This window comes from Vibrio sp. 2-1-2a (assembly GCF_032648565.1).
Classification (GTDB): Bacteria; Pseudomonadota; Gammaproteobacteria; order Enterobacterales; family Vibrionaceae; genus Vibrio; species Vibrio diabolicus.
In genome coordinates this window covers 365,401-383,991 of record NZ_WBOH01000005.1, presented here as the reverse complement: position 1 = coordinate 383,991, position 18,591 = coordinate 365,401, and the positions used below count along the sequence as shown (strand labels likewise).

Annotated in this window: 17 protein-coding genes; 11 read left to right on the top strand and 6 right to left on the bottom strand. The window is 46.0% G+C overall.

Going from position 1 to position 18,591, the window contains the following annotated elements:
- Positions 1-10 precede the first annotated feature (10 nt).
- Positions 11-817, bottom strand: coding sequence for an arylamine N-acetyltransferase family protein (locus tag F7Y48_RS16100; protein ID WP_046875599.1), 807 nt, complete (start codon positions 815-817; stop codon positions 11-13).
- A 293-nt stretch (positions 818-1,110) separates the two neighbouring features.
- Between F7Y48_RS16100 and F7Y48_RS16095 the strand changes: the two genes are divergently transcribed.
- The 5 genes from F7Y48_RS16095 (at position 1,111) to F7Y48_RS16075 (ending at position 5,584) form a co-directional block, all read left to right on the top strand.
- Positions 1,111-2,259 (top strand): S-(hydroxymethyl)glutathione dehydrogenase/class III alcohol dehydrogenase, encoded by a 1,149-nt coding sequence (locus F7Y48_RS16095; RefSeq protein WP_256936803.1) that lies wholly within the window; start codon positions 1,111-1,113, stop codon positions 2,257-2,259.
- Between the two features lie 61 nt (positions 2,260-2,320).
- On the top strand, positions 2,321-3,160 hold the full coding sequence (fghA, locus tag F7Y48_RS16090) for an S-formylglutathione hydrolase (protein ID WP_243327389.1): 840 nt from the start codon (positions 2,321-2,323) through the stop codon (positions 3,158-3,160).
- 451 nt (positions 3,161-3,611) lie between these two features.
- Complete coding sequence (locus F7Y48_RS16085; RefSeq protein ID WP_005391987.1) at positions 3,612-4,067, top strand: hypothetical protein; 456 nt, start codon at positions 3,612-3,614, stop codon at positions 4,065-4,067.
- 5 nt (positions 4,068-4,072) lie between these two features.
- Positions 4,073-5,170 (top strand): GGDEF domain-containing protein, encoded by a 1,098-nt coding sequence (locus tag F7Y48_RS16080; RefSeq protein WP_109169350.1) that lies wholly within the window; start codon positions 4,073-4,075, stop codon positions 5,168-5,170.
- 24 nt (positions 5,171-5,194) lie between these two features.
- On the top strand, positions 5,195-5,584 hold the full coding sequence (locus F7Y48_RS16075) for a hypothetical protein (RefSeq protein WP_240493139.1): 390 nt from the start codon (positions 5,195-5,197) through the stop codon (positions 5,582-5,584).
- A 110-nt stretch (positions 5,585-5,694) separates the two neighbouring features.
- On the opposite strand, the gene F7Y48_RS16070 is transcribed toward F7Y48_RS16075, so the two are convergent.
- Positions 5,695-6,498 carry an HAD family hydrolase gene (locus tag F7Y48_RS16070; protein ID WP_316685032.1) on the bottom strand — a complete coding sequence of 268 codons (804 nt, stop codon included), beginning with the start codon at positions 6,496-6,498 and terminating at the stop codon, positions 5,695-5,697.
- 95 nt (positions 6,499-6,593) lie between these two features.
- Complete coding sequence (locus tag F7Y48_RS16065; RefSeq protein ID WP_046875604.1) at positions 6,594-7,481, bottom strand: LysR family transcriptional regulator; 888 nt, start codon at positions 7,479-7,481, stop codon at positions 6,594-6,596.
- Positions 7,482-7,607: 126 nt separating this feature from the next.
- On the opposite strand from F7Y48_RS16065, the gene F7Y48_RS16060 reads away from it, so the two are divergent.
- The 3 genes from F7Y48_RS16060 to F7Y48_RS16050 all read left to right on the top strand — a co-directional run bounded on the left by F7Y48_RS16060 (position 7,608) and on the right by F7Y48_RS16050 (position 10,885).
- Positions 7,608-8,474 carry an MBL fold metallo-hydrolase gene (locus F7Y48_RS16060; protein WP_316685031.1) on the top strand — a complete coding sequence of 289 codons (867 nt, stop codon included), beginning with the start codon at positions 7,608-7,610 and terminating at the stop codon, positions 8,472-8,474.
- A complete protein-coding gene (locus F7Y48_RS16055) occupies positions 8,468-9,088 on the top strand; it encodes a DsbA family protein (protein WP_316685030.1) in 621 nt (206 codons plus the stop codon). The genes F7Y48_RS16060 and F7Y48_RS16055 overlap by 7 nt, the downstream gene beginning before the upstream one ends.
- Before the next feature lie 117 nt (positions 9,089-9,205).
- On the top strand, positions 9,206-10,885 hold the full coding sequence (locus tag F7Y48_RS16050; RefSeq protein WP_316685029.1) for an RluA family pseudouridine synthase: 1,680 nt from the start codon (positions 9,206-9,208) through the stop codon (positions 10,883-10,885).
- 97 nt (positions 10,886-10,982) lie between these two features.
- Here the strand turns inward: F7Y48_RS16050 and F7Y48_RS16045 are convergent, their stop codons facing one another.
- Complete coding sequence (locus F7Y48_RS16045) at positions 10,983-12,323, bottom strand: MATE family efflux transporter (protein WP_316685028.1); 1,341 nt, start codon at positions 12,321-12,323, stop codon at positions 10,983-10,985.
- Between the two features lie 533 nt (positions 12,324-12,856).
- Here F7Y48_RS16045 and F7Y48_RS16040 point away from each other — a divergent pair.
- Complete coding sequence (locus F7Y48_RS16040) at positions 12,857-14,005, top strand: GGDEF domain-containing protein (RefSeq protein ID WP_048625526.1); 1,149 nt, start codon at positions 12,857-12,859, stop codon at positions 14,003-14,005.
- 3 nt (positions 14,006-14,008) lie between these two features.
- Here the strand turns inward: F7Y48_RS16040 and F7Y48_RS16035 are convergent, their stop codons facing one another.
- Together F7Y48_RS16035 and F7Y48_RS16030 are read right to left on the bottom strand one after the other, a co-directional pair.
- A complete protein-coding gene (locus F7Y48_RS16035; protein WP_041853103.1) occupies positions 14,009-14,290 on the bottom strand; it encodes a hypothetical protein in 282 nt (93 codons plus the stop codon).
- A 131-nt stretch (positions 14,291-14,421) separates the two neighbouring features.
- Complete coding sequence (locus tag F7Y48_RS16030; RefSeq protein WP_005392006.1) at positions 14,422-14,706, bottom strand: pyrimidine/purine nucleoside phosphorylase; 285 nt, start codon at positions 14,704-14,706, stop codon at positions 14,422-14,424.
- Between the two features lie 326 nt (positions 14,707-15,032).
- Between F7Y48_RS16030 and F7Y48_RS16025 the strand changes: the two genes are divergently transcribed.
- A complete protein-coding gene (locus tag F7Y48_RS16025) occupies positions 15,033-15,536 on the top strand; it encodes a DUF2850 domain-containing protein (RefSeq protein ID WP_316685027.1) in 504 nt (167 codons plus the stop codon).
- 369 nt (positions 15,537-15,905) lie between these two features.
- Entirely contained in the window at positions 15,906-18,452 is a 2,547-nt protein-coding gene (locus F7Y48_RS16020) for a glycosyl hydrolase family 18 protein (protein ID WP_237311500.1), read from the top strand.
- Positions 18,453-18,591: the final 139 nt, after the last annotated feature.

Here is an 18,591-nt window from a genome sequence, read left to right as displayed (position 1 = left end):
CGGGAGAACTTTACGCATCAGGCAACGGACGAAGATCGCCGTACTGCGCATCAAGTTCAATGCCGAAGTATTCTTTCAATGCATCCAGATAGGCTTGGCCTGGCTCTAACTCCAATTCTGTCTGCTCACCTTGGCTGGTGTATTTGAGTGTGTAGTTAAGCAATGTCACCAACCCACTTTCTGTTGCTTTCGCCGCGACTCTTGCGCTGGTAAAACGCGAGTGAGGAGAAGTGGAAGTAAAAAAGTTGCCACACGCGATATCACCCGCAAACACAAACTCTAAATCGAAGCTATAAAGGTTGTTCCATGTGTCCGTTCCATCCGTTGACAACACTTGAAGGAAGTAACCAAACTGAGCATCTTCGACAAAGCGGAAGGTTTGTAAATCCGTCTGAATCACTTGGTTGAGGATAAACGGCAATGGCGCGCGCGGCGTATTGGAGCCAAAGCCCACATCAACAATCCATGCTTGTTCATCCAGCGTTACCAACGTGATTTGATGACTACGGCCAGTTGGTGTGCCCGACACATGCACACGCCCTAGTAAACTGCGTGCTTCAAATCCGAGAGTATTGAGTACCTCAAGCATTAAACCATTCAATTCAAAACAGTAACCACCGCGAGAGTGATACACCGTTTTTTGAATGATGTCTTCAATCTCAACAGAGATGCCGCGCTGCAACGCAATATCAAAGTTCTCAAACGGCAGGCTGCGGTGCTGTGCCACGTGTACTTTATGTAATGTTTCTAAATCGGCAGGTAGCTCTCTTGGCAAACCGAGCTTGGTTAAATAGGCATTCAGATCCGTCTTGTTCATAATCACTCTTACTTCGCTGATGGGTTGATTGCGTTCTACTCTAGCCCCTCTACCTAACTTCAGGTCAACTGCCTTTTCCGCTTTCCCTTCCGCGTTGAGGAGGCATCACACTCTTATAATCTGCTTACCTTACCATTATTACGTATATGTAAAAATCATTTTCAAAATGGACGGATTATCATTTTTATTGAAACACCTAGAATAGATATCAACAAAACGACGCAGCGCAGTAAGCAAACCTTAACTACGCTTATTACGTCACTCCATATACTGAGAATATAAAGGAAAATCCAATGACTGTTGAAATCAAACCTGGTCAAACTCACATCAAATCCAAGGCAATGGTTGCATGGGCCGCTGGCGAACCACTGAAAATGGAAGAAGTGGATGTACAGCTTCCTAAAGCGGGTGAAGTGCTAGTGCGCATCGTCGCAACAGGTGTTTGTCATACTGATGCGTTCACTCTGTCAGGCGACGATCCAGAAGGCATCTTCCCTTCTATTCTTGGTCACGAAGGTGGCGGCATTGTTGAAATGGTGGGCGAAGGTGTCACTAGCGTTAAGGTAGGCGACCACGTAATTCCACTGTACACCGCAGAATGTGGCGAGTGTAAGTTCTGTAAATCGGGCAAAACCAACCTTTGTCAGGCCGTGCGTGAAACGCAAGGTAAAGGTCTGATGCCAGATGGTACAAGCCGTTTTTCTATCAACGGTGAAACCATCTTCCACTACATGGGTTGTTCTACTTTCTCTGAGTACACAGTGCTGCCTGAAATTTCATTAGCCAAAGTGAACAAGCAAGCGCCTCTTGAAGAAGTGTGTCTACTCGGTTGTGGCGTAACAACCGGTATGGGCGCAGTTATGAATACGGCAAAAGTTGAAAAAGGCGACACGGTTGCGATATTCGGTCTGGGTGGTATCGGTCTTTCAGCGATCATCGGTGCACGCATGGTGGGTGCAAGCCGCATCATCGGTATCGACATCAACGAAAGCAAATTCGATCTTGCAAAACAGCTAGGTGCAACCGATGTGATTAACCCACAGAAATTCGATAAGCCTATCCAAGAAGTGATTGTTGAAATGACTGACGGTGGTGTTGACTACTCATTCGAGTGTATCGGTAACGTAAACGTGATGCGTCAAGCACTTGAATGTTGTCATAAAGGCTGGGGGGAATCGGTGATCATCGGTGTTGCGGGTGCAGGTCAAGAGATCTCTACTCGTCCATTCCAGCTAGTAACTGGTCGTGTATGGCGTGGCTCGGCTTTCGGTGGTGTTAAAGGCCGCTCTGAGCTTCCAGAAATCGTAAACCGTTACATGGCTGGTGAGTTTGGCTTGCAAGAGTTCATTACTCATACAATGGGATTGGCTGACGTAAACAAAGCGTTTGATCTGATGCACGAAGGTAAGAGCATCCGTACTGTTATTCATATGGATCAATAATGCTGCCTCAGGCTCTCCTTTTGGGGAGCCTGAATTCATTCTGTTGTTAGAGAGTTTATTCATGACCATTGAAAATGTAAGCCAAACCAAAGTGTTTGGCGGTTGGCACAAACAATATACACACGAATCCAAAGCCCTAAACTGCACGATGCGCTTTGCGATTTTCTTACCACCGAATGCCACTAAATCGAACCCCGTACCCGCTTTGTACTGGTTGTCGGGCTTAACCTGCACCGATGAAAACTTTATGCAGAAAGCCGGCGCATTTCGTATGGCGGCAGAGCTTGGCATTGCGATCATTGCACCAGACACGAGTCCAAGAGGCGAAGGTATCGCTGACGATGAAAACTATGACCTGGGTAAAGGAGCTGGCTTTTACCTTAATGCGACTCAAGCACCTTGGTCACTGCATTACTTCATGTACGATTACGTGACTAAAGAGTTACCAGAGATCATTGAAAGCAATTTCCCTGTCTCAGAAGTAAAATCCATTTCTGGGCACAGCATGGGAGGTCACGGAGCATTAACCATTGGTCTGAAAAACGCAGAACAATATCGCTCAATATCGGCGTTTAGCCCTATCTGTAACCCAGTCCAATGCCCTTGGGGACAAAAAGCCTTTACTGCTTACTTAGGCAAAGATATTGAAAGCTGGAAACAATACGATGCAAGTGAGCTTCTCAAGCAAAAACAATCACCACTTCCTATTTTGGTTGATCAAGGTGATGCTGATGGCTTCCTCAACGAGCAACTTAGGCCAGAAGCGCTGGTTGCTGCAGCAAAAGTGCATGATTCAAACCTGAACTTAAGAATGCAATCTGGTTATGACCATAGCTATTATTTCATCTCAAGCTTTATTGACGATCATCTCAACTTCCATGCGAAGTATTTGTTTGCCTAATTCATAGAAGTAACTTGATGAATTAAAAAATAAAGTCACCTACCTAGGTGGCTTTATTTTTGGTGCGCATTAACATACCAATCTTAAATAACATTGGAATAAAGATAGAGAACAATGTAAGGATGAAATCGGATTTGCTTGTACCTCAATCATTAACCCTTCTAATTCTCATTCACAATACAATTCATCGGTTGAAAATAGGATTAATTTCCATTAAAAATCTGCGAACTGACACGAATTCGTTATAGAGCGAAATAATAACGCATATTTCTGACCTTTTAATTAAGAAGTCACTTAATAACCTTGACGTACAGTAAACCGACAGTTACTTTTCAAACATAACATATTATAAAATCTCATCCGGTTGGCTCTATTATTACAATTACAAATAAAGTACCGCTAGCACCTTTGTCCTAGCTCAGCAAAAAGAATAAAACTCAAAGGGCATATGATGAAAAAGATAGTCGCGCTAGGTCTGTTTTTTGTTGCGCCATTCTTATCTGCAAGTACGATCGTATTTAGCAGTAGCCAACAACCTAGTGTCACATTAAAACTGGAAGAGATTCAATCTTTACCAACCACCAGCTACACAACCACGCTGCCTTGGATCCCTGCTTCTTCTGAATTTCTTGGGGTCAAACTTAGCACGCTCCTCACCCACGTCTATGGCAAAGTGCCAGAACAAGTTGATGTCAGTAGCTTGAATGACTATCACTCGACACTGTCTCGACAAGACATTCTTAGATACCAACCAATACTGGCTTACCAACAAGATCAACACTATATAAAAGTCAGGAATAAGGGGCCATTTTGGGTAATATACTCTCTTAGTCTCTATCCTGAGCTCAACTACAATAAATATCACGCGCAAATGGTCTGGCAAGTAAATGAGATGAAAGCAAAATAATAAGAATGAAGTTATCAGAACCCACCCATCAAAAGCAGAGAGCACCACAATACTCTACAACCAGTAAAATGTTGCTTGTGGTGTTTGCCACTTCTTTGCTTCTCGCAAATGTATTGCTTCTGCAGCAGACACGCGCACTGTCACAAAACTTTAATAATGAGCAAAAACAAGCGACCTGGTTTTTATTCCAACTCTCTAAAGAGCTTTCGGAACTTGTCGGAGAAGCGAGACGAGTCGATGAAAATGTATTAAATATCGAAGGTGCAGAGCTGCAATATGAATTGGCCTGGAGTAGATTCGATTTATTAATTAGTAGTAATGAAGCCTACACTTTTTTCTCTCGAAATAATATGCATCAGTATTTCATTGATCTTTTTGAGGAATTTCAGGGCCTGGAAGCGCAATTAGTTGAAGCAAGAACTGGCGATAGCCAAGCTGCGGCTCAATTTTATCGATCCACTCAAACACTGTACTTAAGCTTGGTCGATTTCGTTAATCAGAACTTTCGCCTAAGCAGCAAAGTCTATGAGGCACAGAAAGGAGAAACGCAACGGTTAATGCAAGCGCAGTATATGCTGTTTGCTACATTCGTTTTGTCGATCCTGTCTCTGACTTATTTCTTTTATCGTGAATCCCATTTCCATAGAAAACTGGCGCTCAGCGACCCACTTACTCATCTTGGAAATCGCAATGCACTATTTATCAACCTGAATGAGCTCACTCAAGAGAAAAGGCCTTTTTCTCTGTGGATTTTAGATTTAAATGGTTTTAAAAGTGTCAACGATACACACGGTCACCAAGTGGGAGACACCGTACTGCGTGAAATTGCTAGACGGCTTAAATCTATGGCGTTGAATGATTTTACCGTCTATCGCATGGGAGGCGATGAGTTCGCCGTCATCCTCGAAGGGGAGCATGTTGATGAAGAAGGCGTTCGTGAGCATATCAATGCGGTATTTGATGCGCCAATACTAAATTCCGACAACGTCGCAACACTATCAACCAGCATGGGCTTAGCGCAATACCCAAAAGACAGTAACAATGTTGACTTTCTTATCAGCATAGCGGATAAGCGCATGTACAAAATGAAATTTCAACGTTAAACGGTATTTATGATGAGAAAGTTCATGCAAGTACTGCTTCTACTGGCAGTCATTGCGGCAGGTGTGTTGGCTTGGGTATTTATTCCATCGCACGAAACCATCGGGCAAAAAACGCTTGAGCAGGCACTCAACGACGACTACAGCCTCGTTGGGCATCGAATCTACTCAACCGATCCGGATGCTGGCAACCGATTCGGCTACTTCGTATTGGCAACTGGCCAGAGCATTGAAGAGCAAGAGCCGTTTTTGGTCACTTCGGATCAGTTTATTCGCATGGAACAAACGGGTGATAACACCTTGTCTGTGACCGTCAATGGCCGTATCTACCAATACCACAACGACTTGTGGGTACCAAAATCGAATGGAAAGTTGCAGCACTTTTTGGTCAGCGCAACCGCTAAGTACGTGCGCTAAAAAACGGGAACATTACTACCCCCTCCCACCACACACACAAAAAAACAAAGCCCCGCATGCACTGCGGGGCTTTTTACGTTAACAAGAAAAGAACATCGAAAGGATGAGCGTTACTTCGCTAACACTTTCTCTTTAATCACTTTTAGTACCCCAGCCTCTTGGTTGCTTGGCGCAGAATAACGAGCGATTTTCTTAATCTCTTCATGCGCGTTAGCAACCGCGTACGAATGCTCACTGACTTGCAGCATTTCGAGGTCGTTGAGGTAATCACCAAACGTCATGGTTTCTGCCGGAGTAAAATTCATCGTCTCTTGAAGGTGCTGAATGGCCGCGCCTTTAGACGCCTCGGCATTCATCACATCCAGCCAAATTTTTGCGCTCACCACAACTTTATGCGTTGCGCCAAACTTCGCGTTCATGGTCGGGAATAGGAGCTCTTCCGAACCGTCAAAGTGACAAATTGCCACCTTAATAAACTCGTCTTCGACCTCAAGCAAATCCGGCACGTATTCACAGCGGTGGTAGTACTTTTGAAATTCTTCCAGCGATTGCCGATCATGCGTTTCGATGTACGCCGAGCGCTTGCCACACAATACGATGTTCGCCCCGTCAATTTCACGAGCCGCTTTCACAATCTCCGCCACTTCCGCTTTAGGAATGGTGCAACTGTAGAGCTCTTTGTCTTGGTACATCACCAAGGTGCCGTTTTCGGCCACATACAACACTCGATCTTTGATTGGCGCGAACGTGTCACGCAGGCTGTAATACTGACGACCAGACGCAGCGGAGAACAAAATACCTTGCTCTTCCAATTGCAAAAACAGATCGAAAAACTCTGGATCCAAACGACCGTATTGGTCAAGCAAAGTGCCGTCCATATCGGAAGCAATAAATTTGATGCGAACTTGTGACATTAACTAAAACTCTAAATGACGCTGCGAAAAATATATCCATGTAAGGTACAGGATCTTGTATGAATCTCAAGCCGGGATGACGAGGCCTTTCGCGATTACCAAGGGTGCTGTTTAAAGTAATCTTCACTGTGATCGATGAAGGCTCTCACCGCAGGAGACAAGTGTTTACGCGATGAATATAGCGCGTAAATGTTGAGATCATTTGGCTTCCAATCCGGCAACACCGACTCAAGCTGACCCGATTGCAGATAGATATTGCTCAAATAGGTTGGCAGCATCGAAATACCCATGCCTTGCAAAGCGCCATGCAATAACGCTGTGGCCTCATTGCTGGTTAGGCGACACTCAATTCCCACCGATTCGAACTGCTCGCCCTGAGACAAATGCCACACGTGACGCTCAAAGTTTTTGTAACCCAAACAGTCGTGTGAAGATAAATCTCGCGGATGCGCGATCGCGCGATGAGTTTGCAAGTATTGCGGCGATGCCACCAACACCGATTCACACACCGCAATCGGCTTACCAATCAAAGAAGGATCGGGATCTGACGCAATTCGGATTGCCAGATCGATGCGTTGCTCGGTTAGATCACTCACTGAATCTTGCAGATCTATGTCGATATGCACTTTGGGGTGCTTTTGCATAAAACTGTTTACGGCTGGGATCAACTGTGAGAATCCAAATGAAGTGCTCGACGCGAGACGGATTTTTCCGGACAGCTCACCATCAACGGCAATGTTCGACGTCAACGTATCGGCCTGTTTTAACCAGCGCTCAATCTGAGGCAAGCTGCGCTCCCCTGCGGTGGTGAGTGACACCTTGCGCGTAGTGCGGTGCAACAAACGAGTTTGTAGCCAGTTCTCCATCGCCTCTACATAACGAGTCACCATTGGCCGAGACATGTCTAACCGCTCGGCGGTAGCGGTAAAACTGCCAGAATACACCACATCCACAAATACTTTTGCTGCCGTTACTCTGTCCATACATTTGCTCGAAATAAGAAATAGTGATGCACATTATTGTGTATTTTTCCGAGCGTATCAATTTCCTAATATAGCTCTCGTTCCCAAGCCATGGTCGCTTGGCCCCAAATTCTTTAGGAGCTTATTATGAAAAAATTCACTTTGATTGCTGCATCCATTTTAATGGCAAGCCCTGTTCTAGCGGCAAACCACTCTCCCCTTACTCTTGAGGTTTACAACGCCGATGGTAACAGCTTCCACGTTAACTCAACCTTGGTATACGGTGAGACTGATGCCATGGTCATCGACACTGGCTTCACCAAAGCTGACGCGATGCGCATTGCCGCCAAAGTGTTGGACTCAGGCAAAACGCTTAAAACCATTTTCATCAGCCAAGCGGACCCAGATTACTACTTTGGCGCAGAGGCCTTACACCAACAGTTCCCTGATGCGCAGATCATCACAACGCCAGCGGTTCAAAAAATTATTAAAGAGAAGTTGGCTGGAAAGCTGGCGTACTGGGGACCAAAACTTGGCGCAAACGCACCGGTAAAACCAGTGATCCCTGTCGCATACGACAAAGCATCATTAGAGCTAGAAGGTCATAAGATTGAAATCCGTGGTAACCATGGCACATCAGCACACCGCCCTTACCTATGGATTCCAGATAACAAAGCGATTCTGGGTAACGTAGCCGTGTACTCAAACGTGCATTTATGGATGGCAGATGCCGCTGACCAAACCGCTATCAATGCTTGGGAGCAGCAGCTTAGCGAGATGCTTGCGCTTAAACCTCAAGTGGTCATTCCTGGTCACATGAAAGCAGGCACAAAGCTGAACGCAGACACCATTCGCTACTCGCAACAATACTTGCAGGATTTTCAGCAAGCGAAAAAACACAGCAATAACAGTACTCAACTCATTGACACCATGTCAGCGAAATACCCAGAAGCTCAATTGCCAATCGCGTTAGAAATCGGTGCGAAAGTGCATACTGGTGAAATGACATGGTAACCGTGCATTACTTCTTCGATCCCATGTGTGGTTGGTGCTACGGGGCATCACCACTCATCGAAGCCTTGATGGACACCTCTCAATTTAAGGTAGAGCTTCATCCCGGCGGCATGATCGAGAAACGCGCGATTGAGCCTGAATTTCGTCAGCACATCATCAACGGTGACGCTCGTATCGCAACCGAAACGGGAGCAACGTTTGGTGAGGCATATCTGCAACGCGTGAAAAGCGAAGGTGCGTTTGTTCTTGATTCTTATCTACCAACACAAGCGATCTTGAGTGCGGAGAAAATGGGGCTGAATCCATGGCACATGTTAAAGGCCATCCAATCCGCGCATTATCAGCTCGGGTTAAAAGTGAATGAAGCATCGACGCTCAAAGCCATTGCAGAATCGCTAGGTTTAGCAAACGATGCGTGGGAGCAAAACATGACGTTAAGCAAAGCCGAGCTAAACGAGAGAATTCGCTCTAGCCGACAGTTGATGCGCCAGTTACACGTTGGTGGTTATCCAACCCTGATTGCAGAAGTAAATGGCGAGTACTTGACCTTGCCGCACTCGACCTACTACGACAAACCGGCACAGTGGAAGCTTGCATTACAAAAACTGCAATAAGCTCTTCCCCACTCGCTCTTGTTCTTAATCCAAGAGCGAGTGCCAACACCGACATGGCAATCCTGACTCAAACAGGTACAATCCTCGCTCGATTTTTTACTCGCGCGGATACCCACCATGCACTCGCCTGAACATTGCTTTACTCGTTTTACTGCTGATACTTCTGACTATGAATTACCAACGCAGTTTACGTTTCCGTTCTACTACACGCCGCATCCGCTTTGCGTTTTGGCCGCAAAGCAATTGCAACAGCACTTATTAGCGCAAACCGACTTCGAACACGATTTTGGTTTGGTTAATGAAGAAACGGGGCGAGGCAAAATGTTTGGCGTATTGCTGGTAGAAAGCCCTCAAGGCGAGCTCGGCTTTTTAAGTGCGTTTTCTGGCAAAATTGCTGACCAAAACTTGATTCCAGGATTTGTCCCTCCTGTGTACGACATGCTGACCGATGAAGGCTTCTTCCGCGCAGAAACGGATGCCATCAACGCCGCCAATGCGGAGTACAAAACCTGTGCCGCGAATCCGGAATTGGAGGAGCTTAAAGCGCAAATCCAAGCCGACCGAGCCGCTTATCAGCAAGAAGAGCAAACACAGCGCCAAGTGATGATTAACGGCCGCGCAGCACGCAAACGACAGCGCCAACAGGGCGAGCAAACGCTCAATGCCGATGACCTCAAAATCTTGTTGGATGAGTTGGGTAAACAAAGTGTCGCCGAGAAAAACGTTCTCAAATACTTAAAGCAAGCGTGGGATGAAAAGCTTGCAATCAAAGAAGCACGATTGGCCGAGTTAGAGCAGCAACTTGCTCACCTGAAAGAGCAGCGCAAGACGCTCTCCAACGCTTTACAGCACAAACTGCATAAACAATACCGCTTCCTAAACAGCCATGGTGAAACACGCGACTTGTTGGACATTTTTGCGGACACCACAAACCTAATACCACCAGCAGGTGCAGGGGAATGTGCTGCGCCCAAACTGCTCCAATACGCGTTTAAATACGGATTCAAACCGCTGGCGCTGGCAGAGTTTTGGTGGGGTGTTTCGCCAAAGTCTGAAGTTCGCCAACACAAAAAATTCTACCCATCGTGCAACAGCAAATGTCAGCCGATTTTAGGCCATATGATGCAAGGGCTGGATGTCGAACCTAACCCATTGGCGGAGAATTGGGCAGAAGACAAAGAGCTAGAGATAATCTACCAAGACGACGCTATGGTCGTCGTCAACAAGCCCTCGGGCTTACTTTCAGTGCCGGGTAAAACCATCAAAGACTCTGCTTATACGCGCATACAAGTGATGTTCCCTGATGTGGAAGGGCCGTTTGTGATTCATCGCCTCGACATGGCGACCTCTGGCATTTTGGTGTTTGCCTTAACTAAACGCGCGAACAAAAGTCTGCAAAAACAGTTTATGGCTCGCGGCGTACAAAAACGTTATATGGCACTACTCGAAGGCGTATTGAACGAGCCGGAAGGGGAAATTTCACTGCCAATGCGTGGTGACCCAGATGACCGCCCACGTCAACTGGTGTGTTTTGAACACGGGAAACATGCAGAAACCTACTGGCAGCTGATTGACGTCAAAGATGGACGCAGCAAGGTATACATGTATCCGAAAACCGGGCGAACTCACCAACTACGTGTACACAGTGCTCATCACATGGGATTAAACATGCCAATGGTTGGTGATGGTTTATACGGCGAAAAAGCGAATCGCTTACACCTGCATGCTGAGATGCTAGAGCTGGATCATCCATACAGCAAAGAGCGCATGGTGTTCAGAGCTGAGTGCGAGTTCTAACTTCTTCCAGATTTTAAATAACAAAAAGGCACTGACTAACAGTGCCTTTTTGGGTTTCTAACAACAGAATAAGCGTGATGCGCGATACCGAAAACCGTTAGCTCACCTTAAACTTGGTCCACACCTGAGAGCGCCAACGCCTTGCCATGATGATACCACGCACCCATTCATCGAGAGCGATTGCCATCCAAGCCCCTAAAACGCCATAACCCATGTGGATGCCAAAGATGTAGGAGAAAAACACGCCTAGTCCCCACATACTCAAAATCCCCATTTGCACTGGGAACTTGATGTCACCCGCGCCTTTGAGCCCCGCGATAAAAATCAGGTTAAACACACGTCCGGCCTCGAGCAAAATTGAGCCCATGACTAACGAGCCTGCCAATGCGAGTATTTCCGGTTGATCGGTAAATACGCGCAGAATCTCTTCTCTAAACAGGTAAATCAGTGTGGTTGCCGCCGTTGATGCCACAAATCCCACTAAGAAGTAGATTTGTACGCGTTTTAAAATGCTGCTCACCCAACCTTTACCGATGTAGTAACCAGTCTGAATTTGCGCAGCCTGACCAATTGCCAACGCGAAAGCAAACGAGAAACGGGCAATGTTTTGTGCATAAGTGAAAGCCGCCAACGATGCCGTCCCCATTTGCACCACAAAGTACACAATGCAGATTTGCGCCACGTTGTAAGACAGCACTTCACCCGCGTTCATACCGCCGATTTTTAAGATTTTTTTATAAATCTCTGCGGGTACTTGTTTCATGGTCGACATTGGTAGTTCAATGCTACTGTGTGCGAGAATAAACCATAACATTAACGTACCGATGACTTGGCTGACGACGGTTGCTATTGCTACACCCTGCACACCATACACAGGTAAACCGAATGGCTGGTAAAGCGCAATATAGTTACCAATGATGTTGAACACACCCGAGATCAAGTTCACCACCATTGGAGAACGTGAATAACCATGACTACGCAGAATAGTTGTAAAAACAACGCCAATCGTAACGTTAAACGTCATCGCACCGCTGATCAGCAGATATTCATGAGCGTACTGCTCGACTTGCGCTTCCAAGCCGTAATACGGGAGTAGATATATCGCGCCAAGCACGGCAATCACACTCAAGAACGCACCGACAATCACAGACAGCGCAATACTTGCAACGCCGACGTTCACAGACTCTTGCTCGCGCCCTGCGCCATTGTATTGGGCAATCAAAATCCCCGTTCCGCTGCTGACAAACGTCGAAACGATGATTAAGAAAAAGGTAATCTGCGTGATCACACCAACAGCGGATACGGCTTTGTCCGAGTAGCCACTCAGCATGAACACGTCACTGGTTCCTAAAGCCGTCCGTAGCAAAATTTCGACAAGAATCGGCCAAGCTAACGCCACAATGGACATTCGCTGGTTGATGTTCTGGCTTTTAGGCATGTTTGTAACCTTTCCTACAACTAAAAACTGCCTCACAAAATGTGTGAGGCAGTTTGGAAAAAGAGTAACTAGAACGAAGCTCGAGATGAGGTCGTGATTTAGCGCGGATTCTAGTCGCATATTGGTCACAACGACAACAATATTTCGCTCTGTTTCGGAAAAATATTTCTAATGCTTTTTCACAACGAAAAACTCATTGACGGAACTTAGAGATCATCGATTGACGAACAATGAGCTCAATAGGTAGAAGGCGCAGTTCATGCTAGTCCCAACAGAGTTGAGTCAGGATAGATCCTGCAAATACAGCGGTGGAAATGCATTACTTTGAATTATTAATTGAACCATCTGAAACCATAAAGTTCCGCCATGGAAAACTTTATAAGCCTTTGTTGTGCTTTGAGCACTCTCACCAAACCACACTTCTAGGCCCATACTAAAAATGACTGACATCACATTTGGAAACTTTGTTGTTCTATTTATCGCTAAAATACCGCCTAGAATAAGCGTACACGTTAATTAAGCAAGGATACGTAATGTCGACATTGGCTGGAGCACGCTTAGAGGAAATGGCGGATATCCGCTCAACAAGAAAAAAGAAAATTGTCTTTTTATGCTCCAGTATTGCCGCGGCATGTTTAACTTATGGCTCCATTGCTCAATTGTTTGAGGATAATTGGGGATTAAGCTTTTTCCATGCTCTGTGTGCCTTAGCCTGTTTAGGTATCAGTTATGTGATAAAGGTTCAACGACATCATCAATATGCCGACCTATGGCTGAGTGCAGTTTTGATGTTCGAAGGGTTATTGCTACTTCTGTATAACGATGCCCCCTCAGGCAAACTGCTATGGCTATACCCCATTGTCGCCACTCTGGTGCTGATCAATGAGTTTAAAGTCGGTCTGCTGTTTAGTGGCACCTATATCTTACTGATCTTTTTTGGCGTCGTTTTTTTAGATCGGCTACCAACAGCCAGTGACATCATAGAACGACGATTTATGCTGACCCTGATAGCAACTGCATTTGTGTGTCACACATTCTCGTATTACTACACAAAAGTCCTCAACTACATTCAAACACTTTATCGTGAAGGGATTGAAGAGTTGGCGTATTTTGACCAACTCACAGGGCTTGCCAACCGCTGGAGCTTTGAAACTTGGGCACGTGCAAAGCTCGATGAGATCAACCATTCATCTGATGACAGTATCACTGCTCTGGTCTTCCTAGATATTGATAACTTCAAACATATTAACGACACCTACGGACACGATATTGGTGACCAAGTGCTTCAAGCCTTTGCAACTCGATTAAAAAACAATGTTCGCCATAAAGACAGAAAAACCGACAAACACGACTACTCCATCGCTCGATTTGCGGGCGACGAGTTTGTGCTCATGCTGTACGACATAAACAGTAAAGATGACCTCGACAGCATTTTGAAGCGTATTGTGAATCTATTCCCAAAAGGCTACCGAAGCTACGATATGATTAACGAGTTAACAATGAGTGTGGGCGCTGCTATCTACAAACAAGATGCGAAGGATTTATCTGAATTGACTCGGTGCGCAGATAAAGCAATGTATGCGGCTAAACACACAGGGAAAAACCAATACGCGTATTACGAACACTGCAATACCGAAGAGAAGTCAGCCTCTGAAACGCCGGCTGTGTCAGAAGCTTGCTAACGGTTAAGCGAATACATGCATCACCCATAGCCCCAGCACCAGAAATACGATTAGCCACACAGCTTGCAGCACTCTGCTCGGCTTATCTTGCTGGCGACCGAATTGGCCTTTAAACGCACGGTCCTTCACTTTGCCCATTAAGCCTTTTCCTAGAGCACGTCGATAGAATTCACGTCTCTTATGGGCTGCATTGGCGACCTCGGTAAAACGATGTCTTTGCTCATTGGTGAGATCTTTGTCCTCGTAACGAGGAGGGAGATCAGAATGCTTGCGTTGTACTGCCATCACTTCCTCCCTGGTCGATGGGTACATTTTTATTAAGTATATACCCAAATAACCAAAAGATGCGTTATAAGTGAAGGACATAGACGAAAAAACCACCCGAAGGTGGCTTTGTTACAGGCAAAAAGGACGCTTTAGAAGTACTCACATAAATACGCAGTCGCGTCTTTCACTTGAAGCTCAAATGAGGAGTTCCCTTCCACTTCAAAAAACTCACCACTTTGGTAAGTCGTCCAATCACTCTCGCCGACACGCTTGACCACAAGTGCACCTTTTACAACCGTCATACGCTCAGGCGCTTGAGTGCCGAACGTGTATTCACCAGGAAGCATTACACCAACGCTAACGTCCTGATCATTCTGGTTAAAGCCTAGTGATTTTACACTACCTGCAAAATAGCTATTTTCCTTAATACTCATTATTGGTTTCCTTATCAAAAGTCCGCTCTTTTTTACCTTGTTTCTTCCTGTTACTCAAGCTCTGAAAGCCATTAAGCTCAACGTTATAAAGCACATCCTTTGCTACTGAGCGAGGCCACCTTTTTCTAGGCTTAACCAGACGACGTAATTAGTGAGATAAAGTCGGTGAATTAGTTAACGCCAGCAAACAATAAAACCATCAATAAGAGTGTATCCGAATGTAAAAGTGGACATTAGATCATAATTTCTTAGTCTTAATCGCGGGATTGTTTGTTTTTGAGAAGGAAGGTTTCCACCATATTAAAAAAGGGAAGAAAAGTAGACCAATGACGGACTCAGCTCACCGAAGGCGGAAAACAAGACAGGAACCAAAACTTTCATTTTGGGCTCGCCACCAATCCAAAGTCCTCAAAAGCGCATTTGCCGTTTTCGGGGTGGGTCTTTTGACGTTTTTCAGCTATCAAATCCACCTATCCTATCAAGACCATATTGACCCGAAAAAAGTCTACGGCGAGTGGATTGAGATCGGCGCGCCACCCTACCAAACAGAACGTCTGACTTTCACAGAGGATGGGGTATATCGAAACCATCGACTCATCACGACAGAATTTGAATTCGATGGAAAGGTCATCACGTTGAACACTGGATTAGGAAAAACCGCGTACCAGATCTCGGGTTCTCACCTTTCACCTCAGATTCGCCGTATTGAGCCTCTTATTCCAGATCAACGATTCATCCGTAAGGGATTTGAGCATACCGTTCAAGGCTCAGAAACCGGAGCGGCTTCAAAACGTCGCGCTGCATTAAGTGAACATTTCAGCCGTGACTAGCACGTCTTCACGGCTATTTCTCCTTTCAACTCTCTTTCTATTTCGATGAAACAAAACCTTAATAAACAATGAAATAAGGTATTCATCGCATTTATCCCACCCGATACTGAGTAAACAATAATTTTAGTTTCTGCTGAGATTTTATAAATTATTGACTCAGTCTGACACTTTCTGTGTAACAGAGTGCGAGTTTTAGTTAAGTTCTCTCAAGTGCCTCGAAAACCGTCTTAATTTTTTTTGACGAAAAAAAACTCTCTGAAATGCTGAGTGTGATGCTTTTGCACATGGAGTAAATCCAATCATCTTATCTGGTGCAAGAGCAGCCTATGTTCTAGGTAGAACATGAATCCAAGGATTGAGAGAGAAGTTATGATTCGATTTAACCTATGTGCAGCTGGCGTTGCTTTAGCACTATCAGGTGCTGCAGTTGCGGCTCCAACCGCACCAAGTATCGATATGTACGGTTCCAACAACCTTCAGTTTTCTAAAATTGAACTCGCGATGGAAACCACGTCAGGCTACTACGACATGGTGAAATACCATGAGCAAGCGAAGATCACTGTTAAGTTTAACCAGTGGAGTGGCACGCCAGGTGATACTTACAACGTCTATTTTGATGGTGCAAAAGTAGCAACCGGCCCAATCACTGGTAGCCAAACAACAGCGACATTTGAATATGGTCAGGGCGGCCTATACCAAATGGAAATCGAGGCGTGTGATGCGACAGGTTGTGCGAAAAGCGCACCAGCTGAAATCACGATTGCAGATACCGATGGTTCTCACTTGAAGCCACTGACGATGAATGTTGATCCAAACAACAAAACGTACAATACCGATCCAAGCGTCGTGATGGGTACGTATTTTGTTGAGTGGGGCATCTATGGTCGTGACTACACGGTCGATAACATGCCAGTCGACAACTTGACTCACATCCTTTACGGTTTTATCCCAATTTGTGGCCCAAATGAGTCTGTGAAGTCTGTTGGCGGCAACAGTTTCAATGCACTACAAACCGCTTGTACAGGCGTGCCTGACTACGAAGTCGTGATTCACGACCCTTGGGCCGCTTATCAGAAGAGCTTCCCACAAGCTGGTCATGAATACAGCACACCTATCAAGGGTAACTACGCAATGCTAATGGCATTGAAACAACGTAACCCTGATCTAAAAATCATCCCATCTATCGGTGGCTGGACGCTGTCTGACCCATTCTTCGATTTCGTAGACAAGAAAAACCGAGACACATTCGTCGCATCGGTTAAGAAGTTCCTGAAAACTTGGAAATTCTACGACGGTGTTGATATCGACTGGGAATTCCCTGGTGGCGGCGGTGCAGCCGCGGATAAGGGTGACCCTGTAAACGATGGCCCAGCTTACATCGCACTGATGCGTGAATTGCGCGTAATGCTTGATGAATTAGAAGCTGAGACAGGCCGTACTTACGAGCTAACGTCAGCTATCGGTGTCGGTTACGATAAGATTGAAGACGTAGACTATGCAGATGCGGTTCAATACATGGACTACATCTTCGCGATGACTTACGACTTCTATGGCGGTTGGAACAACGTTCCTGGTCACCAAACTGCGCTTTACTGTGGTTCATTCATGCGCCCTGGTCAGTGTGACGGTAGTGGCGTTGATGAGAACGGCGAACCGTACAAAGGTCCTGCTTACACAGCAGATAACGGCATCCAACTTCTTCTTGCTCAAGGCGTTCCTGCGAACAAGCTAGTACTTGGTACAGCAATGTACGGTCGTGGCTGGGAAGGCGTAACTCCAGATACGCTAACCGATCCAAATGACCCAATGACAGGTACTGCTACAGGTAAACTGAAGGGCAGTACAGCGCAAGGTGTTTGGGAAGATGGCGTAATTGACTACAAAGGCATTAAGTCATTCATGCTAGGTGCAAACAACACTGGCATCAACGGCTTCGAGTACGGCTACGATGCCCAAGCAGAAGCACCATGGGTATGGAACCGTACTACGGGCGAGTTGATCACATTTGATGACCATCGCTCAGTTCTAGCAAAAGGTAGCTACGCTAAGTCTCTAGGTCTAGCGGGTCTATTCTCTTGGGAAATCGACGCGGATAACGGTGACATTCTCAACGCAATGCACGAAGGTATGGCTGGCGGTGTGGTTCCTCAACCAAACCGTAAACCAACCGCAGCTGCTGGCGCAGATCAATCTGTAACTGGCCCTGCAAGTGTGGTTCTAGATGGTAGCCTATCGAAAGACTCTGACGGCACTATCGCAAGCTACGCTTGGGAGCAAGTCTCTGGTACTGCAGTGGTACTAGCAGGCGCCAACACTGCGAAAGCAAGCTTTGATGCAGCAGAAGTTACCGTTGAGGAGCAATTAACTTTCAAGCTGACAGTGACTGACAACGAAAGTGCAACGGCATCTGACCTTGTTGTAGTAACTGTGAAGCCAGCAGGTGTGGTTGACCCAGCGAACAATGCGCCAGTAGCGCAAGTTGTTGCTCCAGCAACAGCAAACGCTGGTGACGTTGTGGTTGTAGATGCGTCAGCCTCTAGCGATGCAGACAACGATACTCTTACTTTCAACTGGACGCTTCCTCAAGGTTTGAACGCAACGGTTGAAGGTTCTAAAGTAACTTTCACTGCTGCTGAATACCCGCAAGACACTAGCCTAAGCTTTACCGTAAGTGTGAGCGACGGCAAAGCGTCTTCAACGGCAAGCGCAACTGTTGTTGTTGCACAGCATACAACCGACCCAAACCCTGGTACCTGTGACAACGCATGGGATGCAAGCGCAGTGTACACAGGCGGCAACCAAGTCACTCATGCAGGTAAAACTTGGGAAGCGAAATGGTGGACTCAGGGTGACGATCCTAGCCAATCTGGCGAATGGGGCGTTTGGAAAGAAGTTGGCGTGGCTAACTGTAACTAAGCCCAACCTTGCAGACTTTCTGTAAAGTTAACGATCAAAGGACAGCTTCGGCTGTCCTTTTTTGTTTTTATCTCATAACGAGAGAAGAGATACCACTGACGAAAAACAGTCCGAGGTATTGCTTTCAAATCGAATTAGC